Genomic DNA, 24189 nt, shown 5'->3' on the forward strand with positions numbered 1-24189 from the left:
GTTTCGGAATAAGGAAGCTCCTCAAAAAAAGGATCAAAACTTCTATCAAGTTTGATCCTTTTCCCTTTTTAGTCATTTCTTTGCGAACGTTTATAGACATTCACGGTTACCAGCCAGCTCATAACAACGATTCCTGCAAAAAGAATGAGCATATTACTGTACAAATAAGCGGAATGATCAGCGTTAACAGGCAGCAGCCTTTGATTCAGCAAGCGGATCGATAATAAACCGCCTGCAATCGAAATACCCGTCCCCTCTGATAAAAAGCTCGTAAAATTAAGCAGACTCATTCCGGCGCCGGCTTCCTTTTGTTTCAAACTGCCAGACACAATTGTAGATATAACCGTTTTTGTGAAGGAGAGCCCCCCAAAAACAAAAACGATTATAACGGTCATGAGCCAAGGTGCCGCATCTATGAAAAAGGCAGCGATTAAAAAACTGGAAGACATCAATGCAATCCCAATGGTCAGCACATATAAAGAACCTTTCCGATCAACAAGCCATCCTCCAATGTAACCGAAGATGATGACGCTCATCGTCCCGGGGAACATAATCCCGCTTCCAATTGCCGCAGTACTTAAATGGTGAACATCTTTCATCATATAAGGAACCATAGACACAAATCCTGCAGCAGTGCCAAATATCAGGCCTCCGCAAAGGACGCCCATCATAAACAAGACATTTTTCCCCAGTGCAGGGTCAACAAAGGGATTTTGAGTTTTCCTAATATGTTTCACAAATATCAGGAAAGCCAGAATACTGATGATCAGAAAAGACATTCTATATGACGTTGTAAACAGCAGAAAAAATACGATGCCTGCAGACATTAATATAATCCCCGCCATATCAAAGCGCCCGCTGATTCTTTCTTCCTTTTCCAGCAGTTTCATCAGGAATGGAACGGTGATAACTGTTGCTGTCGGAATAAGCAGCAAATATGACCAGTGAATATAATGAGCGATCATTCCGCCAATAGCTGGTCCGGCGCCTTCCCCCATTGCCACCAGCGACCCGATCAGACCAAATGCTTTACCCCTGTTTTCTTTCGGAATATAGCGTACTACTGCAACCATCACAAGAGCCGGGAATGCGGCTGCACCAGCCCCTTGAATAAATCGGGCCAGAATGAGTACAGGAAAGAAAGAGTGTCCGACAAATCCAATGATCGATCCGAAGCCATTTACCATAATTCCAAATAGGAGCAGCTTTTTGATGCCCAGCTGATCTGATAACTTCCCATACAGAGCAGTTCCGATGGAAAAGGTTAACATAAAGGCCGTGTTCACCCAGTTTGCACTCGCTGGCAGTTTATGAAAATCGTTGGCGATATCAGGTAATGAGACGTTCAAAACCATTTCATTGAATACGCTGAAAAATGACAGAACACAAAGCCAAATGAAAACTTGGTTGTGCCGTAAAGCTGACTGTGAATAAGACGTATTCACAACTTTCCCTCCATTAATGAGGGCAGACGCAGTTTATAGGGCCATTGATACGCTTCCCTCTTTTAATTGGACCCTGTTCATTTTTTTGCACTTCATACATAACTCCCCCTGCATTGATTGATATACCTTATTATATACAGACTAAGGTATATAACAATATGGCTCGTGTGCTAAAAAAGAAAAATCCTCAATGCGATTTTGAATACATTAGAACATACACCCGCTATATGAGCAAGATGATGAAACATCAAATACTGTTATATTTTTATATTAAAACACCTTAAAACACCTCAAAACACTATTCACCCTTACTCTACAAGGGTAAAGGCACTTGTTACACACGATACTGCATCCGTTCAGGATTTGTAATATTCTTTAGGTTATTGGTTATTGTTATACGCTAATAATTATATCATCATAGTTCAAAACCCAATCACTTTAATAAAGTTAACCAACAGCTCTCAATAAATGATTTTATCTTATGATTTAAAAAGGCGCCTTTATTAATGATCGTGCATGTTCACTCACAACTCTTCACTAATTCCCAAAATCACTTCAACTTCTTTAATATGTTCTAATTCATAGAACATAAAAAACTCAGCTTCTATTCGATTTGGACATTTCATTAAAATCTCTAAACGGTCAGAAAAATGAACACAAGAGATTATTCTCCAATTCATAGCTCTCATCTTCCGCAATTGCTTATAATCCTCTTGAAATTTTTCCTCTCGTTTTAATTTCTTTTCGTATATTTCATCTATTAAATTAAAGTTTTTATTTGTGTTGGAAACATTAATTCTTCTTATGAAAAGAGCAATAAAAACACATAACAAAATACCTAAAGCAATATAAACATAAGTATCAATTATATGTTCAGAAATATTATCGAAATCCTTTTGCAACTCATTGGAATTCTCTAGTGGTTTCAAATTATTAATATTGTATTTTTTGGAAAGTAAACCTAATCCATAGTTAAAATATGAATTAAAATAAGAGTTCAAAAATAAAAATACTGGCACAATCGTTATTGTAATAATTGAAGCTTTTGTGGAAAAGTTGGCAGCTCTTTCGTATTTATCTTTGGCATAAAGTCGAAGATCTGCAACTTGACTAAGATTTAATTTTTCAATTTCCTTTCTAAGGTTGGAAACATTCGTTGCTAATTTCAACTTAACTTTTGGATCTTCCAAATGTCTAATAATATGCATATAACCTCCTTGACTGAATAAATTTACTTCAACAATACAAGTGAACTCCGAACGAGTAATTCAAAAGTTCAAAAAACATCGTTTCAACTCTATCTTACTATGGCATCTAACCCCTATAATCAGTGAAGAGGTAAGTTTTATATCTCATGTTCGTTGTACATCTGATGAATAATCTTGAGTATATCGTCAGCAGCTTCCATTATAATTTGCTGTACGAGATAATTTTACTACCTCCACTTCCTTCTTCAATTGCTATTTGAATTAAGCCCTCAAACTCTGGAAAGTCGCCTTCAATTGGATAGGATTTAATTACAACCAAATAATTGTCTCCTCTCTATTAAAGCCTACACTGTTAACTTTCAATTAATCCTTTCAAAAATTATTTCCAATTCCTAATCACAAAATTTTCAGAATATATACCATTTGAATTATTCTGCATTTTTATCTGTTTCCCCCTTTTTTGATCTGCACTATAAAAGCAGTTCTTCCAGATAAAGATTTCACCTTAATTAAAAAAGACGAGGATTTCTCCCCGCCTGAATTGCAATCTTTATTCGCCTAACATTTCGAGAAATTCAGCAAAATTATTTGCCACCGGATAAGTTACAGGAGCAAACTCTCCTGATTCTTCATGACTCCATACACACACTGCAGGTTCGTTCCTATTTGATCTATAATCCAAACAAACAAAATCACCTGCAAAGAGAACGGCGATTGGCAAAATCTCAACTCCAATTAAATCCTCATCTTCAATTATTCTCTCATCTAACTGTGACATGGTAGCCCCTATATCATACCACTCGAGTTCATTTTCCCCAGTGACTTTTAAAATACATAGAAACCTATCAATAGCATAGTTATGCCCATTACATAAAAATTGGCTTTCTAAAGGTATTCCTCCACTATTTTGTTTAATAAAGGTTTTATAACTTTGAGGTAAGGTTATTCTCCATTTTCTTTCTTTTTCATCCAGCAGCTCGTCTGTTGGAAGTGGATTTATAATTGAATTTTCCTTCATATCCATAAGTCGTTACCTCCAAAATTTTTATCGTGGTGCATCCGCCCACATCCCTTTCGTTCTGCCTCCATTATGTATTGTAACATTATGAATGCCAAACGGGACTAACTCCATTATCCCAGGAAATTCTGTGTGATGCCAAGTCATGCCATCTCTGTGACCACCAATTGCCTTATCTAAATAATCAAATTGCACCTTATCAGAAGCATGCCACAATTCTTTTGGCAACGGAATTGTCTTTTCTACAACTCCAGCACCTTTGAAATCAGCAAACCCAAATGGCATCCTCTCTACTTTTGTTACTTTTATATTTGGGATTAACTGATTTGTAAGTGCTTTTTCTTTTATCAATTTCCTCTGCTTTCCTGTTAAATTTTCTCCACCTAAGATTGTATCATCCCAAGACCATGGTTTATTAGAGTTTACTGTTTCTTTATATAATTGTGCATAGTCGTCTACTACATCATCAAAATGTTTATTTCCACTAATAAACTCTTCAATATTTTTTGTTTCTGCTTTTTTAGCTAAGTCAGCTTTTTTAAGTCTTTGCGCGGGCTTTTTAGTAACTTTTACACCAGTATTAGCACTTTTAGCCATCATCATCAATTTGTCTTTTAAACCTAAGCCGTCAACCGCATTATAAGGGACCTTTCCTATTCCTGCACCTGCTAACTGATGTTTTGAGGCATAAGGAAGCCACTCTGCTAAAGATATGCCTTTAACAGTTTGTCCGGTCTTGGTCACACTAGTTTTTACTGCTACCTTTGTAGTCGCTACTCCTGTTTTGGTTATAGATCCAGCACCTTTTGTTCCAAATATTGAAGTTACAACAGTTCCTACAGCATAAGAAACCCAATGTGCTCTAGAATATGAATCTCCGTTTACCATATCTCGCTCATACGAGTCGGATATGGATTTTGCAATCATATTGTATGTATCAACAGGATGAATGACGGCCGTTACAACAGCTTCAACCGTACCTGCTGGATTGACCACCAAATCGTAGATGCCAGTGACAAAATCCTTCCCTACATCGTAAAGCCCAACCCCTACTCCTTTTGTAACGTTCCAGACCTGATTTCCTAATTCCTGTTGTGACTTTGCTTGAAGTAGTTGTCCATAGTAAAGTTTTTGATCAGACGTCAGGTTTTCATAACCGACTTCAGTTGCAATGTCGATATAATCCTCCATTGATAAATCCCCTGGCTTGTCCAATTTAGCCTTTAACTCTGTGATTCTACGTTTCTCTGCTTCTTCCTTTTTAATGCGTAAATATGTTTTCACTTCTGCATCAATATGTTTATGTGCTTTATATACTTCTGATTCATGAAACTTATTCGCATCATAATACATTGGCAATGCTGATTTTCCTTTACCTGTAGCAGCCATCAATGCAGAATAAAAAGATTTGATATGCTGCTCAATAGGTTCAGATCTGGCATATTCCGACACTAGTTCATGATCCAATTTATAAACAGCGTCTATTGTTTCTCTTCGGACTTTGTCAGCATCATTAAGTTGATCATTAACTGGCTCACTTGAAAACGGTGTTAAATGAATAATGTCGCTAATACTAGCAAATATTCCGGAAAGCTCCCGCTGTTGTTCGTCAATAATACTACGACTGTTTTTGATTCCCTGTTCTAATTGATTTTCGACAAAATGTTCATCAACAAATGTACCACCGGCAAGCCCCATATCTTCCAGCTTTCCTTCGATACTATTGAAAAAGACGATCTGCATCTCAGTGAAGTTCATATATGTTTCGGTGTACAATGCTAAATCGTTAAAAAAAGCTTTAATGCTATCTGCGCCTCGGCCAGTGAAATCATCACCCAGATTAGACACATCTTCTAATGATTTCTTTAAATCGGATAGTTCTTCACGAAGTTGTTGATATTCTTTGGAGCGTTGTTGTGAGGATGTAATAAGCGATTGTGCATCAAGGATTTTCATAAAAAAGGCTCCTTATGAGATATTCTTTAGGTTAAGAATATCACAAAAGGGAAAATATTCATTGAAATTTTCACCAGGCCATTAAAATATTTCAAATTATATCATCAACCAAATTTTACACTAAAAAGAATTAAAGAAAGTCTTCTCCTTCACTCAATGAATAGAATACTGACTTTAGAGGAGATACTGTTTTAAATCCTGTTATTTTTCGGTCAGTGCCCCTTAAATCTCATAAACTTCAGCCTTAAATCCCCTTATAACCGAGTTGCATCATTCAGAAAGAACCAAACAAAATCCTTTCCGAATTTCGACAGTTCAAATTTATCAGTTGATTTTATTTTAGGATCTTTTAAAGTAGGTAATCTCTTTTTGCCTTCTTTAATTGCTTTGAAATATTTATGAATATTAGATATTGATTGTGATAACTCTTCTATGTCATCAATAACTTTATAATCTTTTTTCGTCGTCAATAATCCAAATCTTAAGAGATTATGCCTAACTGACTCGTATTGTTCATACGATACTTCATATTCTTCAAGAATATCAATAATAGTAATTTGTCCTTCTTGATCATAATTTTTGAGTTTAGAATAAAATCTTAACACTGAAATATCAATTAGACGTAAATCTCTTAAAACATCGTAATATGTCAACACAAAATCTTCAGAAATATCTTCATGATGGCTGATGTTTATAAAACCATTAACCATGATATCGATTTTTAATTCTTGTTTTTCATCGATAACATAATCTAAAACATATGTAAATAACGTATTAATCTTATGTTGCTGAGTTTCACTTTTGTCCTCTAGGCTACTTTTCAAATCTTCAATTCTATTTGCAAGTCCTTCTACAAGTTTTTTAATATTTTTTTCAAAACGCACTCGTTTATACGAAGATACTGCACCACCAACTCCTGGTATTGCTGAGGCGCCTACCTCAACTAGAAATTCACCTACCAAATTAGACGTCAATTCTTTTACAACATCAGCACCGGTACTTGAAGCAGCATCAACAATTGCGTCAACAATTGTACCGGTTGATGTTTCGAGAATGTCTTTCTTTTTTTCATTATCCATTCTTTGTCCCCCATTTATATTTTATTTTCCCTGTTGAGTGTGATTCGTGTCATTGAATGGATTCTATGAAAATAATCAGATAGCTTTATAAGAGCCTCTTCTATCCCATTAAGATTTAATTGATTACTCCCGTGTGCCTCGACAACCTTTCCTTCATTATTCAAAAAAACCATAACACTTTCACCTGCCGAAGGATTTAGATTACTCGGCTCAATATTTATTTTTTTAACATCAAATTTTCGGCTATCAACATTTTGATTTTTAGTAAACGGATAACGAAAATAAGTGCTATCAATATCATAATTTCTTATTAACTCCACATATTTTAAATTTTCATCATTAATTATATTCCAATTCCCATCTGGCGCTTTCCTTTCCAAAAGAAGAATATTCTCCTTAACTAGATTAACAAAATTTTCATAGAGAGTAAGAATATCATGACATTTTGTGATATCTAAAGGATCTCCTCTCCTATCTTTAATCAAAGGAATATTATGTTTGGAAGATTGACCTTTACTGTAATCTATCTTGAATGTTCTATGATAAATTGTTATAAGAGATTTTAAATACAGCTCTATTGAATGTCTATAAAGATAGAAGGTGGGCATTGCTGCGTTATAGATGTGGTTTCCATAATTTTCATGAAGAATTCCGCCGATTCTCTAAATTTGTCGGCAGTAACCCCAAACCCCATATCGGTATGCGTTGATATATCAGTCAACCTCTCCCACATATCTGATCCCCCAATTCTCACAAATTATCACACCAACATTTACACTCATTTTTAACTATTCTTATATCTTTTTCCTTTAAAATATTTTAACATATATTTCAAAGGAGGTGTTACTAATGACATATCACACATATTAGTGGCAGAAACATTTCGTATAATTAATTATCAAATTAAAGCACACGCTGTTAAATTTAAAACAGCAAACCTGAATATTATACGCAGGGTCTTTAAAACCATCATTTCTTTCTTAGTACGTACTTAAGAACTAAAGCAAAAGCTAACGATAATTTATTAAGTTGCAAATACAAGAGGATAAGGAGATGTTGTTATGTCAAATCAGCATATTACACCAAGATCAGATGGGAAATGGCAAGTAAAAGGTGCGGGGAATGGACGGGCTACTTCTGTTCACGATACTCAAAAAGATGCAATTAATGCAGGAAGAGATATCGCAAGAAATCAAAAAAGCGAATTGGTTATCCACGGTAAGAACGGGAAAATTCGTCAAAAAGACAGCTATGGGAACGATCCATATCCTCCTAAAGGTTAATAGAACAAAGCAAAAGAGTTGCTTCGCAGCAACTCTTTCAAATAGAGAAGCTTTTTTAAAAAAGCTTCTCTGATTGGCTATCTAAAGAAAATGTGGTAAAATAGAAGAATCACAATCTAATTGAGAAAGTTTACATAAGGAGTTGATCACTATACCCGCTTTAAAACAAAATAACTTTCTGTTGAAAGAAGGATTACTTACTCTCTTGATGCTTGTTATCACGTGCATAGGAATCTTTCAATCACTAAAATTATGTCTTTTTTCAGTTTTAGGGATCACAGAGACTGTATCAAAATTATTTGTACAATCTCTGTAAAAATCTTGAAATAGAGTGATTTAAGGGATCACTCTATTTTTATTGTCTTATGATAACATCAAGTTAAACTTATGTACAGTCTTCATAGTTTAAATAAAAATATCCATTCGAATCCTAATATTATTAATTTCAATATACTGTTAACATATATATTTGTCAATACAGGAAGGTACCCAACTTAGAAAGATAAACAAAAACAACAAAAGTTTGTTCACTTGAGACTTTTAAATATAAGATTGCACCCATTAAGATAAGAATCTCAAGAAACCAAATAATTGAAAATAGCCAGATTTTATTCCTAAGAAATTTCAAATCCTCATTGTGTGCTATATCGTCATTAAAAATACCTCGAATATCCTCAGTATCTAATATATCTTTATACATCTCCTTTAACCTCTTATATTGAACCTTAAATCTTGCCCTTTCCATCCAAGCATACCACTTAGATGCTGCAAGGAATATAAGAGATATTAACAGTATAGCATAAGATATAATCGTAACATCTTTTGTGAAGATATCCTGAAATTTATCTGAGGAAAGGGCATTAAGGACGAGTACAGTACCAAAAAAGGTTGCTATTAAAAGTTGATTACTTTTTAATGATGCTGCAAGGCCATTTACTAGCTCACTGGTTTGATGAGACATACCAAGAAGAAGTTCAGAGACTGTATTTTTTATTTGTATATATTGTTCAATATTTTCTTTCTGAAAAACTTTATAGCTTGATAAGAGTGAATTAAATGCTTGTTTAGACAGCAAAACTTTATTATCTATCGTATTCAATTTAATTTGCCTTGTAATTACATTTCTCGCTAATCCAATTTTGTCTATTGTATGGTCACCAGTAAAAACCCATTTATAAAAATCAGTAAAGATCCATAAAGCGTCCAAGTTGAAGTTGGTATAATTTAAATCAAACTCAATGTCCCTGTGCCCTTTAAAAACATAATATGCATTATTGTGATCTTCATCTTTGTAAAAAGTTGTTATATCCGCCAAAAAACCAACAGATAATATCAAAAAAATTCTATTGAAAATTCCCTCAATGGTTCCAATCCCTGCATTCTCTAATAGTAAGAAGTCCTCTGGAATAACATCAAATTCAAAGTTCTTTTTGAAATTGCTAGCATTTCGACGATTTAATTCAATCTTTTTTCTATTAGATTGATTGATGTCTGGAAAATTTCCTGTAGAAGAAAACCAAAATGTTTCTGTACCAGCTTCGACCTCAGTATCATTTAAGACTTCAAATTTCAGCTGATTATATTGTTTCATATAGCTACAAAACCTTGAGAAAAAAGCTTTCATGCTTAAGCAATCTAAGAAATCTGCAAAAGCTTTTATATCATATACAGAAAGACATTGATCAACAACTTCTTTAGAAATAACAACCTTTATCTGAATTGACTTACCAACATCCTCATCATCATCATTAAATAATAAATACTGTTCTAATTGAACATCATCGATAAACTCGTTTAAATTATTTTGATCTCTAAAAATTAAAATGTCGCCGGAATCACCAAATTTAAACTCTACACGAAGTGAATCCCTATTGTGGATTTCAGCTAGCATCTCAGTTAAACATTCAAGATTATCTATAATAACCTTTCTTGTCTGTATATTAACTTCGACCTTTTGCAGATTTTCTTCTCTGTTTATTGATTCGATGTTACTTGCTAGTTTATTTAAATACGAGGTGATCTCCAATTTTTCACCTACTTATTCGCGATATTTAAATTGGCGATATGCTTTATTGTATGTTTCACTATTCTGTACTTTCAATACGATGATTTTTTCACCTGCGGCATCTTCATCTGAGTATATTTCGTCCTTATAGTCCTTTACAAACCCCTTTATTCTTAGCTCAACTTTTTCACTTATTGGTATCGTTTTTTTCATTCTATTCTTTATTACCTTACTCTCTATTTTGAAGTTAGTATCGAATCTGTCGTCTTTCATTACTTTTTTTAATTTCCCCTTCAAAGATTCCACGTCAACTTTATTAGGATTTTCAGGCTTATAATCTCCCAAAACATAGTCTATGACTCCATCTGAAGTGAAATTTTCTTGTGTCTGGAAATAGCCCAACAAGTTGTTATGTATTCGATTATAGTCAGATTCCGATTTCTTTTCTACATACGTTTTAATTTTTCTCAATAATAAGTTGAAAGCTTTTTTTGTATTTGCCTCGTCATTATTAAGTTCTTTTAATTCTAAGAACTCTCTATACCAATATGCTGCGATTGAATTATTCGAGTCTGTTACAATAATTTCTGATATGGCATCCTCCTCGTATTTAATGAGACAAGATTTTAAATTTCTAGTTTTTTTGTTAAAAGGGATACCCTTTTGGTTTTCTAAGTTGTAGGCATCTAAAAAATCTTCCTGTTCAACTTTTGTTATAAGAAAGTAAATATCTGAATCATATTCTAACAAGGACTGAATCAGATTACCTGTTTGAATTTCAGTCATATGATTTTTTTCTTGAGCAATAACATGTTTCTCTAAAGCCCTATTGGCAATAGTTTCACAAGTTTCTTTTAAGATAGCCTCATTTTTCTCTTCCTCAAGCTCATTTTCTGCAAATAAGCGCAGTGTCAAGGTGTTTATCTCAACTGAATCAGACATAAACTTATAATACCTTCTATTTTCTTTTGTTAGAATGTCATAAACTAAACCATGTAAGAATCTTTTTAAATCCTCCCCACCCATACCATCCTTTGCAAATATCTTTTTTTCTTGTATATCCATATGATGAATAACATCAAAAATCCTATTAGTTTCCCCCATGTAAAGTCACCCCATATTTAGTGTTTAAAGTATTATATCATTTAAATTTCATAATTCTCCAAAAAACAACAAAAATGTATTATAGAACAAAAGCACTCTTTAGTTTAGAGAGTAGGTTATAAAATTCAAAATAAGAAATTCAATTTTATCTAAGTTAAATGTTGTTTAACAACTTTAATCAACTTGTCATCGGTTAAGAATATGGTTTCAGCTTTTTTCCTATCTTCAGATTCATAAATAATAATAAAACAATCTTCATTCTCTATTACTCTCATTTCCCAATTGATTGTTTGATATTCGTATACCTTCTCTAACACTTCTTTTAATTCATCTTCGTATTTGTTTCTGTCTTCATATACTCTTTTTGCCGCAAAATAAAGTTTATTTATTAATCGTACTGTTAACCTTCGGTACAACAAATATAAACAGATTAAAACCACAAAAATGCCTATTATTTCTATGTGTTGCAGCATCGTGTCTATAACAAAAGAATCAACTTCTTTAATTGCCTCAGTTAATAACTTTTCTGTTTTTTCATCCGGGTTTAAAAACCCAGAATTGGCACTCACTTCTCCGCTTCGTCTCAGTTCTTTAACTTTATTTTCAATCTCGCTGGTGAATAAGTTTAATCTAATATTTACACGTGCTAAAATATATGACAGACACGCAGTAGCAGACGAAATAAAGGCTATACTTATAACAACAGATTTTGAAGTGAAATTATTTTTTCGTTCATATTCATCAGATAAGTCATCCACAATTTGAGCTAATTCTTTTATTTTTATTTTCCAAAAAAACTCTCTAATTTGATTCATACGTTCACTATTTAAAATTATCAAAGATAACATGTTCTTTTTTGTCTTATACAGAACATGAACTGATGCTATAGTATACGTTTTCTTTGTCTTCTTGTAATTCGAAATTAAAATATATAAAATAATCAGTACCACTATTGCCCACATTTAATATCCCCCTTTAAAAATATGATGACTAGTCCGTCCATTTATTTGATCGTCAAACTAAGATACCTTTTAAATACCTTAAAATAAGATAATATGAGATCTCTGTTCGTTTTTCCATCTTTCACTTCTTCATCAGTTATTCTTATAAATGATTCAAGAAGTCCATCTATATCCTTACTACAGAGGTAAACCGTTTCTATAACGATTTCTGCGTCTTCAATAAGAAAAAGAGAGCGTGCACACCACTACAGCTCCCTTTAATAAAACATTACGTATACTTAAATGTTATATCACAAGACTATTTTGGCGAATAATTTTGTGGTTTTTTGTCATTTTCTTGTTGCAAAAACATCCAAAAATTTTTTTGACTTCTTAAAATGCTCTCCATGCCACCTATCCTCATTGTCTGCAATATAGTCTAGCGCTTTCAACAAGACTCCAACAATCTCTTGCTTTGTCATCTTCATAAACTTTTTTTCATCAATTTTTTTATCTCTGCTGGATTTAATCTCCCTGAAGTAGGCATCATCAACTTCAAGTATTCGATTCTTTTTGTCATTAAACCGTTTCTTTTTCATTTACGATATACTGTATTCCTGATAATAACAATAAAGGTCAGTATTTGTTTTCACAGAGTTTGGATGAATTCCTTTACTTGTTGGATCAAGTTCCTTTGTTCGTTTACTTATACTCTGCCGGGTTACAGGCATTCCCTCTTTAACTAAGGAATGATCGCTTTTTTTCCTAGTTGAAAGGTACGATCCCACATTTTAGGTTTCTGTTTTAAAATTTACAGTACCAAAAAACCGCAATTTCATTTGCTGTTGAAAAATTGGAATAAAGCATTGTATCGACCGCTCCTATGACAAAGTTATTTTTGGCATAAAAATGACAAGCTGAAACATTAATATCTTGTGTTTCAAGCATAAGACCGCATAAATGATTCTCCTTTGCCCACTCAATCGCTTTATGTAATAAAGCCGTCCCGACACCATTTTTTCTATAATCTTTTGCAACGGCAATGTCTTCAATCAGTGCGTATCCATTCCAATTAGAACGAAGCTTACTCCGGCCGACACAGTCGTTCTCTGCGTAATAAAAAAAGACAGCTTTATCCTCTTCTTCAATATAACTGACATCAATGTCTTCATCGTCATATTTTTTGACATAAGGTTCAGCAAATTTCTCCTCTGTATATGTCCAAACATTGTCCTCAAATGAAGGGATGATTCTCCCTGAAACAACGAAAGGTTCGTTTGGTTTATTGAAGTCTTTCATATTGAATCGAGTCATTTTAGTTATCATCATAATCACCTTTCTGCATTTATTGACCTTAATTTACATCTTTTGAACTGTTGATTCGTCTGCATGTCATGGATACCGGTTTAATCACTCTAAGACTAAAACAAAAAAGATACCAACATCGATTGGTATCATCTATTCATTCGAGCCCTTACAACAACATCCTATTTCGGAGCTTCCAAACCGAATGTTGTCCATTCCTCTTTTGCCGGACCATAAATACCCGGAACAGGTAAACCTGCTTGTCTCATAAGGACAGTCATTTGTCCTCGATGATGGTTTTGATGTTGAATTAAAAATAGCAAAAGTGAACCATTCGGCAATTGCTGACCAATAAAGTTGACACATTCTTGAAGTGTATCGTCAGTCCATTGCGTTTTTAACGCCTGGACAAATGCAATACTGGCTTGATGATAACTCTCAGCAATAAACCGCGCCGAGGCAGGAACAGGATAATCTTCAGCCGGAGCGTGAAACGTTAAATCTGTGTTTGAGGTAATGATGTGAATGGCCGCGACAGTATGCCATGCAATACGGCCTAAAGTCCAATGTTGTGAAGTGATTTCTTGTTTAAGTGATTCATCAGTCAGATGATTCAGCAGTTTCTGTGTCGCATCGGCTTCGAACTCCCAAGATTTCAAAAAATGGTCTAAGGTTTGAAACATAAAAATCCTCCTTATCCTTTTTTGTTTTTCTATGTATCTACAGTTCAATTATAGTGCTCCGCTTAGTTAAAAAAGAACAAAACGATAGACAGACATTTTTAACAGAAAGCCCGATCTGACAACAACAGACAAAATATAAGAACATAACGGATAACTCTATCTTTCTTTTTCTTCAATCGACAAAAAAAGGATAGCTGTTCAAACAGGATTCTTCTGTCTAATATTTTCTCTTTGCAAAAGTCCATATCGCCTTAGTGATTGAACCGGAGACAAAACAGCTCCCCGTCATCATAGCCACCCAAATGAAAAATGTCGGCTCGGCACCTATTACAATAAACATGAATATCAAGGACAAAATGAAGACAATAACAACCATCATCCATACTTTTTTAAAGATGAAATACCCTAATATCCCTAACAGAAAAGAAGCTGCCGGAAGAAAAATGAGAATGATATACGCGGGACTCAACAGCGGGCTAATACAAACACCTCCCAATTTATTTAAAAACGAGGAAGTTCCTACTTTTTGTCTGATATGAAGTGATTTTTTTCATCTTGATATTATGCCGTTCCATTCATTTTATACATATTATACCAATGCAATCGAGTCAAATATAGATGTTTATTTATTTTTAACATATTTCAGGAAAATCAGGAGTGAATTAAAGTCTGAGAATAGCCCGCTTTTTCTTTCCCTAGTAATCCTGCCGCATTGGCTTTAGCCCATCATTGTTTTTGCAGCGCTAATATTCTCATAATCGTGTGCATGACGCTGCTTTCCTCATTTGATTTGATGACAAAGTGCGCTGCATCTTTTATTTCGTCAATGGCATTCTTAACCGCAAAGCTGTAGGATGCCGCTTCCATCAATTCTTTCATTGCGGCCGTCTCCGAACGCCATTGTTTCATCAGCCGAAACCCCTAATAATCGCTGCAGTTCTTGTACTGTTGTTCCTTTATGTATTCCGATATTTGATATGTCCATCCAGGTATCCTCTGATGCTACGATATATAATTGGTGAAAAAATTCATGCAGCTTTTCTCTCGTTTCCGGACAGTTGGCGTCGGGGTCATGAACCGTAATCTTGATAAAATCGTCTTTTATCTCAGTAAAATCAGTTATTCTCGTTACATGTGCATAAGAGGCATTTACATATTTCATCTCACTTTCAGACAGATTTTCTTTTACGATCGCGCCATTTTTTGTGCATGCGATAATGCTATGCCCGCAGCTGATTTTTTCTAAAGCGCCTATAATTGACAGTCCCGCTTCATTGCTGATCAAAGATTCATATACGAACTTGCCGTTCTTTTTTATACGTGTGGCACTGTCTCCTAAAATCCAAAAATCTTTCGCATCTTCTCCGAATAAAGCTTCCACCCTTTCACACTGCTTCCCGGTGCAGATGGCGAAAGCGACATGCTGTTCCTCCATTACTCGTTTTGTCTTTTCAAATAACGTTCTGTCAAAATCGCCTTGATTATTTAAAAATGTGCCGTCTAAATCCGTAATCACTAATTTAATCATCGTTCAGCACCTCCGCAGTTAAAATGTCTTTTTCAGACAAAGGGTTTTTCACATTTGAGAATGGAATCAATCGCATTTAAGACCCCTTCTTCATTGTTTGATTGCGTGATATACGCGGCAGCCTGTTTAATGCTTTCCTGCGCATTATCCATAGCGACTCCGTATTTCACGGCAGACACCATCTCCAAATCATTGCCGCTGTCTCCGAAGGCCGCGCATTCTTCATCATTTATCCCCCATTGTTTCTGGAGAAGCTTAATCCCGCTTGCTTTATGAAGCCCCGGTATGATCAGATCTATGTCACCGTGCCCGCTTGATACAGGCGTGACGAAAGACCCGATGGCGTCTTTTAAATGGCTCAGAAGTGCGGAACAATGTTCGGCGGGAAAGCTGATGGAAAATTTTAAAATGTCATCATCGATGTTTTCAAAATGCGGCACCCTTTTTAACACATAATAATACTTACTGGCATGCAGATATTCATCTTCACTGGCATTTTCATGAATATACGCGCTTTTTTTTCCGCAGACAATGACGTTTTTCACCTCATACTGCTCTAAAGCACGGATCACTGCTTTTATAGTGTCTTCAGACATGTTACCCGCGAATAATTCTTCTCCGGCATTCACGACGAAAGCGCCATTCTCGGCAACGAAAGCGATTTCACTTTCGATCTCCGGAAAAAAGGATGTAAGCTGCGCATATTGGTTTCCGCTTGCTACGGCAAATTTAATTCCCCGCGCTTTTAATTCAAGATACTGATTCATAAAACGCTCTTTGTTATATGCCATTTCATCATTCAAAAACGTTCCGTCCATATCAACTGCTATCAGTTTGATACTCATATTGTCCTCCTTTTTTCGGCCGCTTTTGTCAGAGACCCTTGAAGAGATCATGCATAAAGCGTATGAACGAATTATATCCGCAGTTGTTTTGCGCCGTAAATCATTGGCTGACGTCTTGTTTTGAATGACACAAAAAGTGATTTGTCACATAAATATAACACTATGTTTCTTTTAAAAATGATATGTTACGATTAGATGTACATTCACCATTCTCATAAAAAGGAGAATCCCCCTGCATGTTCACACACGAAATGATTGCTTCATTTAACGAGCTTGAAACTTCTTTATACAACTACATCTCCCAAAACAGCGAGAAAGTCGTCTATATGCGAATCCGCGAATTGGCAAATGAAACCCATGTATCTACGGCTTCTATTTTACGTTTCTGCAAAAAAATAAACTGTGAAGGGTTTTCGGAGTTTAAGGTGAAGCTGAAAATGTATACGGAGGCAAATAAAAAAACGATTTTAAAGAGTCCCCATCATTCCGTTGCCGAGTTTTTTGAAAGAACAGTAAGCGGAGGGATGGAAGAAAAGCTGAAGGAAGCAGCAGCCCTTGCGGCCGATGCAGAAAGCGTCATTTTTATCGGAGTGGGAAGTTCAGGAATTCTCGCCGAATACGGAGCCAGATATTTTTCGTGCTTAGGAAAACTTTCAATGTATATTAAAGATCCTTACTTTCCGGCCCATTCCCATTTCTGTCATAACAGCATCACGATCGCATTATCGGTTTCAGGTGAAGGAGATTCTACGGTGACTCATCTGAATCAGCTGAAACAAGAAGGCAGCCGGGTCATCAGTATTACAAATCATAAACATTCAACCATTGCCAAAATGTCCGATGTGAATATTTCATATTACGTGACGGAAGAATGGGTTGAAAATGCGAATGTCACCACCCAAATCCCCGCTATGTACATACTTGAATCGATGGCTCGGGAGATATACAAATTGAGAGAATAAATTCAGGAACGAAAACACTGATACGCTGAAAATTTCGGTATTTTTGCAAAAGTGATGAGAAACCCTTCTCTGATGCTAGAGAAGGGTTCTGAGGATCACAGATGAGACACAATACAATTTGCATGGCCCGCCAGTTTATATTCTCCCAAACCGGAAGGCAGGAGAATATGATCTCCTTTTCTAAAGGGATATTCATGCCCGCCTGCAATCATTATTCCGTCTCCTTCGATCACGCTGACAAGAAGGAAGGGATGATGCTGGAATAGATTTGCTTCACCTTTTACAACCCACTTTTCGACTGAAAAATAAGGACATTCTATTAAAACAGCTGCCAGCAGATCATCTGTTTGTTTATATTGAACGGTCGGCCGTTCACGGACAGATGGAATGTCTATCACGTCTATACTTTTTTCCAGATGGAGCTCGCGCATCCTGCCTTCCGCATCTTTTCTTCCGTAATCATACAATCTGTAAGTCGTATCTGAATTTTGCTGCGTCTCTAAAATAAGTGTGCCCTTTCCAATCGCGTGAACGGTGCCGCTTGGAACAAAGAAGAAATCTCCCGGCTTTACCTTAACTCTGTTCAGGAGCCCGTCCCATTCTCCGCGCTCAATCATGGATATCAGTTCTTCTTTTGTAGTTGCGTTGTGGCCGAAAATGATCTCCGCCTCTTTTGCACAATCAATGATATACCAGCATTCGGTTTTTCCAAGTTCCCCGTTTTCATGCATTTTGGCAAAGTCATCATTCGGATGCACTTGAACGGAAAGGTCTTGGTCCGCGTCCAAAATTTTTGTAAGAAGAGGAAAACGGTCTCCTTCTAGGTTTCCGAATAAATCTCTGTGATGCTCCCACAATTCACCGAGCGTACATCCTTTATACATGCCGTTTCGAACTGTGCTCTGTCCATTTTGATGAGCGGCGAAGGCCCAGCACTCCCCTGTCCGCTCGGACGGAATATTATAGTGAAAATCACGCAGGGCGGCGCCTCCCCAAATTCTTTCTTTGAAAACCGGATTGAAAAATATCGGTTCAGTAGACATGATCATCCCCCGCTTTATTCGATTTCTTCCAGAAGCTCATACGCCTCTTCTTTTGTCTGAACGGCGAGCAGCCTTTCCCGATAGCTGTCATCCATCAGTTTTCGGGATAACATCTGCAATATTTTCAGATGCTGATTTCCGCCGCTTTCCTTCGGTACGGCAATCATAAAAATCAGTTTTGCATCAGAACCATCAAGGCTGTTCCAGTCAACACCCGAACGTCTTATTCCGAATGCGACACCCGGCGTTTTGACGGCTTCAGACTTTCCGTGCGGAATGGCGATATTCATACCTATCGCCGTGGTTCCCTGCTGTTCCCGACTCAAAATGGCCTGCTTAAATCCGCTGTCAGACAGCAGCATACCTTTACGGGACATTTTCTCGATCATTTCATCGATAATGTCATCCCTCGTTTCGCCGGATAAATGCGGTTCAATCAAGTCCGTACTGATAATGTCAGTCAGTTTTTTGATTTCGGTCATCCCGGCTTTTCGGCTGTCAGCCTGAGATGGTTCCTTTGTTTCTTTTGCCGCTGCAGCTTCATTTGGTGCGGCAGACGGCAGCACCTCGCCGGGCGCGGGGGATTTCGCCATATCTTTCTTCAGTACATTAACCAACAGAGCGGTGACAAGAGAGCCTGCTGTTACAGCGATAAAAAACATCAGTACATGATCTACTGCTCCAAGTACAGCAACGATGGGGCCGCCGTGTGCCACTCTGTCCCCCACATGGCCGATCATCGCTATCACCGAGCCGGTCATAGAACCCGCCATAATACTCGGGATCACTCGAAGGGGATCTTGGGCCGCAAATGGAATGGCTCCTTCCGTGATACCGAAAAGGCCCATCGTAAATGATGCTTTTCCCATTTCTCTTTCTGCGGCGGCGAATTTTCTTTTTCCTAAAAACGTCGCAATCCCAAGCCCTATCGGCGGTATACAAATGGAAACGGCAATCGGACCCATAATTTCATAATTTCCTTCTCCGATCATTGCCGATCCGAAAAGAAAGGCCACCTTGTTTACGGGTCCTCCCATATCAAAGGAGATCATCGCTCCTAAAATCAATGCCAGGAGAATTGAGCTCGAACCTTTCATTCCCGCAAGCCACACCGTTAATGATGCGAAAATATGAGCGACGGGGGCGCCGATCAGAAATACAAACGCCAAACCGACGATCAGTGAGGCAAACACCGGAATAATAATGATCGGCATAATCGGCTGTATTGCTTTAGGAACTTTACATTTTTTGATTCCAAGCGCCGCATATCCCGCCAAAAATCCCGCAATGATTCCTCCGAGAAATCCTGCGCCGCTTGCACTGTCGTAAAAGCTGCCGGATGCCGCAATATATCCGCCGATCATTCCGGGAACAAGACCCGGCTTATCAGCGATGCTGAACGCGATGTACCCGGCTAAAATCGGGATCATGAATGAAAAAGAAGCACTGCCGATCTGTTCAATCGTTTTCCAAAAAGACTCGTCCGGAATGACTAAGCCCTTTGGTGTTTTTTCTCCTCCAAGCGTCAATGCAACCGCTATCAATAATCCGCCGACGACAATGAAAGGAACCATAAAAGAAACGCCGTTCATTAAATGACGGTAAATCGGGTTTTGTTTTTTGCCCTGCTGACTTGTGGATTCAGCTTTTGAAGCAGATTGATAGACCGGCACTTCACCGCTAAGCGCTTTTTGAATTAATTCTTCCGGTTTGCGGATGCCTTCCTGAACCCCGACAGCCAGCAGCTTTTTCCCCGCGAATCGGTCTTTGTTCACCGAACGGTCCGCCGCGATAATGATTGCGTCTGCTTCCCGGATTTCCTCTTCGGTCAGCCTATTTTCCACCCCGATTCCGCCCTGGGTTTCCACTTTGATCTCAACGCCTAATCTGCCGGCTGCTTTTTGTAAATTTTCAGCAGCCATATACGTATGGGCAATACCGTTCGGACATGATGTAATCGCTAACAGTTTCATATAAATCCTCCTTTGCAGTCTGAATTTCAAGATCTTGTCTCAACTTTATACTGAAATCAGCCTGTGATAAGCGCGTTTTTTTACCATAAGTTCCGGAAATAACGGCATTTTTCCCTATAAACAGAAAAAAAGCAGGGAGCCATTCCCTGCTTTTAATAGTTTAAATACGATAAAAACGTCATTACATTTTTTTCTTCCGTCAGTTTTTGAATAAATGCCGGCTGCTCGCTAAGATAGGAAAGCTCACTGAATAATTGCTTTACCTTGTTTTGATCTTCATGTTTGACGGCAAGCATAAAAACGAGCGACACCTTTTCCGTCCCCCACTCAATCGGCTCTTTTAAGGTGGCGATTGCAATGGCTGATTGTTTGATATATTTAGAGTTCGCGTGAGGGATAGCAATACCCGCCCCGATATTTGTCGCCGACATTTTTTCTCTCATTACTGCATGAATGCCATACTCTTTTTCTACATAGCCTTTTTCATACAAAGCCTGCGCCAGCTTTTCAATAACCTGATAACGGTGCTCTGTCTCTTGCTGTAAAAAAACGAGAAACGGAGTCGTATCGTTCAGCATTTTAAACGTTTTTTGCTCCCGGCGATGTGATGTATCAAGCTGTTGCATAAATGCGCTGAGCTTCTTTTCATCAGCAGACTCCAAAAGCGGTGATACGACAATATGAGGGATCGTTACATTTCCAAGCCCTATCGTAGAAATGACGAAATCTATATCTTTATGCTTTTTGATATACTCTGTCAGCTCCGCTTTTGCGATACAGTCTTTTACCGTAATGTGATGAAATTTGCGTTCAATTTTAGTCCTCAGCAATTGCGACATGCCAATGCCCATATGGCAGACGATGATCGTCCTCTTAGGATTATGACTGCTTCGGCGCAGCCGTTCGATCGCTGCCTGAAAATGCAGCGTCAAATAGGCCGCCTCTTCTTCAGGAATACAGAGATCAAATGTTTGATTGATGTCTTCTAAAACGTCAATGATAAGATGAAACAAATAAGGGTACATTTTTTTGATGTCGTGAAGCATGGGGTTTGAAACAGAGAGATCATAGCTCAGCCGCTTCAACACCGGATCGAGATGAATGTTCAATCCGTTGATCAGTTCCTGGTCTTTATGAAAATCCAGCATTTGCAGTTCTGAAACACGATTGATCAAATGCCTGACGACTTTGGAAAGCTCAGAATCTTCAAGATCAAGCTTCTTTTCTTGCTGCGATGGATAGCGGACTTTCCCGCCTATTATATGTAAAGTTAAATAGACGGCTTCTTCCTCAGGAAACCGTATGGCAAATACCGGCTCAAGCCGTTTTAAACAAGCCAGTGTCCATTCATATTCTTTCTTCTTTTTTACCGCGTCCAGCTGTCTTGCAGAAATGGCGACCGGCTGTTTCATTTTGATACGGCGGATAGTCAGCAATGTATGCAGCAGCAAACTTTCAAATGTTTCATCCGTAAAATAGATAGAATGGTTTTTTTGTAATAACTTGATTTCTTTTCTCACAAAGTCCGCTTCATGACTTAAAAACTTACTTTTTATAAATTGGCTTGTAAACTCCGCATTATCAATCAAATCTGAAATTCGCGCCAATGCTTTTCTTTTGTTTTTTTCGTCCCCTTCAATCTTTAAGCCGAGCCGCTGTTTAGATACCAGCGTGAGATCAAATCGCTTCAGCCACTCTTCAACCGCACTTACATCCTTTTTAATCGAAGCTCTGTTTACAAAATGCTGTGCGGCAATTTCTTTTGCGGAAACGGGCTTTGAATTCATTAATAAATCATAAGCGATGTGAAGTATTCTTTCTTCATCGGTCTTGTGCCTGCATGTAAAGTGCTCATTATAAATTTGCCGGCTTAACCGTGACCTTTCCTGTTCAGATATATGTAAATAGACGCCTAATCCCGGTTTGCGGATCAGCTGAGCTTGAGCATGTTCATTCAGAAAATCTTCAATCGTTTTCAAATCATTCCTGATCGTTTTTTCAGAACAGCGGACCCTGTCTGCGAAATCTTGCACAACTAAGTAGTCATCAGGTTCAGATAACAACAGATACAAAATCTTTTTCTGCCTTGAATTCATGTATTTCATCTGTTTTTCTATCCTTCCTGTCCGTTTCTGCTGGAGCGATTGTGATAGGTTAAATATACTGCGCATACGAAACCGTTTTCATTTTATAGTGAAACAAAAGAGTAAAAAGTTTTGTTTTTTACCGCAGGTTCCGGAAAAATCATGTTTTATACAGAGGCTGTTCACCTTTGATTGACAGCAAAACACCAACCGTTTTTAAACGATTGGTGTCGGCAGCGAAAACCTGCTGTTACAGCCAAAATGTTTCGCCAAGCGCTAATGCTTTCAGGTTTTCAGGAGGTAATGCAAGCCGGTCCCACTCGCCGTGCAGTCTGCTTAATGCTTCCGGGCCTGTATCATCAGCAAGCCGGAATGCCCCGTAATGCATGGGAATGAAACTGTCAGCCTTCAGCTCCAAAAACGCTTTCACGGCGTCTTCCGGATTGATATGTGACACTTGCATAAACCATTCCGGTTCGTATGCCCCGATCGGCATCAGGGCCGCCTTAATACGAAACCTCTCTCCGATTTCTTTAAAGCCTTCAAAATAGCCTGTATCTCCTGCAAAATAGATGGACTCGCCGTTTTCGCTTTCTATGACCCAGCCTCCCCAATGAGAGGTATCGGTATCCCAAAGCGTTCTCCGTGTCCAATGCTGGGCCGGAACAAATGATATATTGACCCCCCGCATCTCAAAACGATCCCACCAATTCATTTCATGAACGTTTTTGCGGCCTTTTTTGTTGAACAGCTTTTTCAATCCCGCAGGCACGTAAAAATCCGGGTTTCCTCTCAGTTTTTTTATACTCGGAAAATCAAGATGGTCATAATGCCCGTGTGAAATGAGCACGGCATCAATGTCAGGCAGTTCGCTCAATTCATATCCCGGCTCTGTCAGCCGTTTTTGAAAACCCATCCGCCGCGCCCATACAGGGTCGGTCATTATGTTAAGCCCCTGTATTTGGATCAGAAATGAAGAATGGCCGATCCATGTTATGGCGGTTTCCGTCCGATTGACGGCAACATCACGGACATCCCTAGTGACCGCTTTCGGAATGTTCTCGCTTAAGTCTTTACTTTTTTCTCTTCGTTCTTTCATCCATTTCCACATGTCCCTGAATCCATGTTCATTCTTCACGCCATTCAAGTTTTCATATCTATTTTTCATTATCATTCTCCCTTGACACGTGTATTCCATTAGATTCATCGGACATTTATACAATGTCTGTAAATACCGCCCCGCTTGCTTCGGCTAAATCTTGAGGCGCTGCTTTCAGCTGCATTCCGATTTTCCCCGCACTGACAATCATAAACTCCAGTGTTTCAGCGGATCTATCAATAAAAGTCGGAAACCTTTTTTTCATGCCGATCGGAGAGCAGCCGCCGCGCATATAGCCGGTTACTCCCAAAAGGTCCTTCATGGCAATCATTTCTATTTTCTTCTCACCTGCCGCCTTCGCAGCCTTTTTCAGATTCAGTTCTTTTGCAACGGGAACGACAAAGACGTAATAACGGTCAGTTCCTGCAGATGCCACTAAGGTTTTATAAACATATTCGGCAGCGTATCCGATTTTTTGTGAAACGGAAAGACCGTCTGCGGGCTGTCCCCCTTCTGTTTTGTAACCTAATAGCTCATAGGGAATGTTTTGCTGCTCAATGATACGGACAGCATTTGTTTTCACTGTTTTTTTCGCCATGGTTTTCCTCCGTCTTCTGTATTTCTTTCA

22 protein-coding genes and 1 pseudogene are annotated in these 24189 nt (G+C 37.7%); 2 read left to right on the top strand and 21 right to left on the bottom strand.

Annotated elements, in window-relative coordinates:
* Window positions 1–68: 68 nt before the first annotated feature.
* From tet to SB847_RS08280, 7 genes are all read right to left on the bottom strand, one after another.
* Window positions 69–1445: a Tet(L)/Tet(K)/Tet(45) family tetracycline efflux MFS transporter gene (gene tet / locus SB847_RS08250; protein ID WP_410577509.1), complete on the bottom strand. Its 1377-nt coding sequence runs from the start codon at window positions 1443–1445 to the stop codon at window positions 69–71.
* 33 nt (window positions 1446–1478) lie between these two features.
* Window positions 1479–1541, bottom strand: coding sequence for a tetracycline resistance efflux system leader peptide (locus tag SB847_RS08255; RefSeq protein WP_134816631.1), 63 nt, complete (start codon window positions 1539–1541; stop codon window positions 1479–1481).
* A gap of 428 nt (window positions 1542–1969) precedes the next feature.
* Complete coding sequence (locus SB847_RS08260) at window positions 1970–2653, bottom strand: hypothetical protein (RefSeq protein WP_065180888.1); 684 nt, start codon at window positions 2651–2653, stop codon at window positions 1970–1972.
* A gap of 550 nt (window positions 2654–3203) precedes the next feature.
* On the bottom strand, window positions 3204–3677 hold the full coding sequence (locus SB847_RS08265; RefSeq protein ID WP_065180889.1) for an SMI1/KNR4 family protein: 474 nt from the start codon (window positions 3675–3677) through the stop codon (window positions 3204–3206).
* Between the two features lie 21 nt (window positions 3678–3698).
* Entirely contained in the window at window positions 3699–5627 is a 1929-nt protein-coding gene (locus SB847_RS08270; protein WP_410561431.1) for a T7SS effector LXG polymorphic toxin, read from the bottom strand.
* Window positions 5628–5881: 254 nt separating this feature from the next.
* The gene (locus tag SB847_RS08275; protein WP_410561430.1) at window positions 5882–6706 is read right to left on the bottom strand and encodes a hypothetical protein; all 825 of its coding nucleotides are present in this window, start codon (window positions 6704–6706) and stop codon (window positions 5882–5884) included.
* A gap of 14 nt (window positions 6707–6720) precedes the next feature.
* Window positions 6721–7086 carry a hypothetical protein gene (locus tag SB847_RS08280; RefSeq protein ID WP_410561429.1) on the bottom strand — a complete coding sequence of 122 codons (366 nt, stop codon included), beginning with the start codon at window positions 7084–7086 and terminating at the stop codon, window positions 6721–6723.
* 681 nt (window positions 7087–7767) lie between these two features.
* Between SB847_RS08280 and SB847_RS08285 the strand changes: the two genes are divergently transcribed.
* Window positions 7768–7989: a DUF2188 domain-containing protein gene (locus tag SB847_RS08285; RefSeq protein WP_065180893.1), complete on the top strand. Its 222-nt coding sequence runs from the start codon at window positions 7768–7770 to the stop codon at window positions 7987–7989.
* A gap of 472 nt (window positions 7990–8461) precedes the next feature.
* Here SB847_RS08285 and SB847_RS08290 read toward each other — a convergent pair whose 3' ends face one another.
* From SB847_RS08290 to SB847_RS08330, 9 genes and pseudogenes are all read right to left on the bottom strand, one after another.
* Window positions 8462–10015: a hypothetical protein gene (locus SB847_RS08290; RefSeq protein ID WP_410561427.1), complete on the bottom strand. Its 1554-nt coding sequence runs from the start codon at window positions 10013–10015 to the stop codon at window positions 8462–8464.
* 12 nt (window positions 10016–10027) lie between these two features.
* Window positions 10028–11098, bottom strand: a complete 1071-nt coding sequence (locus tag SB847_RS08295) for a hypothetical protein (protein ID WP_410561425.1) — start codon at window positions 11096–11098, stop codon at window positions 10028–10030.
* A gap of 149 nt (window positions 11099–11247) precedes the next feature.
* Window positions 11248–12060 (bottom strand): hypothetical protein, encoded by an 813-nt coding sequence (locus tag SB847_RS08300; protein ID WP_410561423.1) that lies wholly within the window; start codon window positions 12058–12060, stop codon window positions 11248–11250.
* Between the two features lie 329 nt (window positions 12061–12389).
* Entirely contained in the window at window positions 12390–12638 is a 249-nt protein-coding gene (locus SB847_RS08305) for a hypothetical protein (protein ID WP_410561422.1), read from the bottom strand.
* Window positions 12639–12843: 205 nt separating this feature from the next.
* Window positions 12844–13365: a streptothricin N-acetyltransferase SatA gene (gene satA, locus SB847_RS08310; RefSeq protein WP_029326061.1), complete on the bottom strand. Its 522-nt coding sequence runs from the start codon at window positions 13363–13365 to the stop codon at window positions 12844–12846.
* A gap of 161 nt (window positions 13366–13526) precedes the next feature.
* On the bottom strand, window positions 13527–14027 hold the full coding sequence (locus SB847_RS08315) for a DinB family protein (protein WP_410561421.1): 501 nt from the start codon (window positions 14025–14027) through the stop codon (window positions 13527–13529).
* Window positions 14028–14244: 217 nt separating this feature from the next.
* Entirely contained in the window at window positions 14245–14523 is a 279-nt protein-coding gene (locus SB847_RS08320) for a DUF2651 family protein (protein ID WP_342496995.1), read from the bottom strand.
* A 230-nt stretch (window positions 14524–14753) separates the two neighbouring features.
* Window positions 14754–15555: pseudogene (locus tag SB847_RS08325) on the bottom strand (HAD-IIB family hydrolase).
* A gap of 32 nt (window positions 15556–15587) precedes the next feature.
* Window positions 15588–16400 (bottom strand): Cof-type HAD-IIB family hydrolase, encoded by an 813-nt coding sequence (locus SB847_RS08330; protein ID WP_410561420.1) that lies wholly within the window; start codon window positions 16398–16400, stop codon window positions 15588–15590.
* A 236-nt stretch (window positions 16401–16636) separates the two neighbouring features.
* On the opposite strand from SB847_RS08330, the gene SB847_RS08335 reads away from it, so the two are divergent.
* Complete coding sequence (locus SB847_RS08335; RefSeq protein WP_410561419.1) at window positions 16637–17362, top strand: MurR/RpiR family transcriptional regulator; 726 nt, start codon at window positions 16637–16639, stop codon at window positions 17360–17362.
* Between the two features lie 95 nt (window positions 17363–17457).
* Here the strand turns inward: SB847_RS08335 and manA are convergent, their stop codons facing one another.
* The 5 genes from manA to ybaK all read right to left on the bottom strand — a co-directional run bounded on the left by manA (window position 17458) and on the right by ybaK (window position 24159).
* Window positions 17458–18405: a mannose-6-phosphate isomerase, class I gene (gene manA, locus SB847_RS08340; RefSeq protein ID WP_410561417.1), complete on the bottom strand. Its 948-nt coding sequence runs from the start codon at window positions 18403–18405 to the stop codon at window positions 17458–17460.
* 14 nt (window positions 18406–18419) lie between these two features.
* On the bottom strand, window positions 18420–20378 hold the full coding sequence (locus SB847_RS08345; protein WP_410577511.1) for a fructose-specific PTS transporter subunit EIIC: 1959 nt from the start codon (window positions 20376–20378) through the stop codon (window positions 18420–18422).
* Window positions 20379–20530: 152 nt separating this feature from the next.
* On the bottom strand, window positions 20531–22483 hold the full coding sequence (gene manR / locus SB847_RS08350; protein WP_308825970.1) for a mannose transport/utilization transcriptional regulator ManR: 1953 nt from the start codon (window positions 22481–22483) through the stop codon (window positions 20531–20533).
* Window positions 22484–22712: 229 nt separating this feature from the next.
* Complete coding sequence (locus tag SB847_RS08355) at window positions 22713–23630, bottom strand: MBL fold metallo-hydrolase (protein ID WP_130570758.1); 918 nt, start codon at window positions 23628–23630, stop codon at window positions 22713–22715.
* 46 nt (window positions 23631–23676) lie between these two features.
* Window positions 23677–24159 (bottom strand): Cys-tRNA(Pro) deacylase, encoded by a 483-nt coding sequence (gene ybaK, locus SB847_RS08360; protein ID WP_012118054.1) that lies wholly within the window; start codon window positions 24157–24159, stop codon window positions 23677–23679.
* Window positions 24160–24189 lie beyond the last annotated feature (30 nt).

This window comes from Bacillus sp. SIMBA_026, assembly GCF_046535335.1.
In the GTDB taxonomy this organism is placed as follows: domain Bacteria; phylum Bacillota; class Bacilli; order Bacillales; family Bacillaceae; genus Bacillus; species Bacillus velezensis.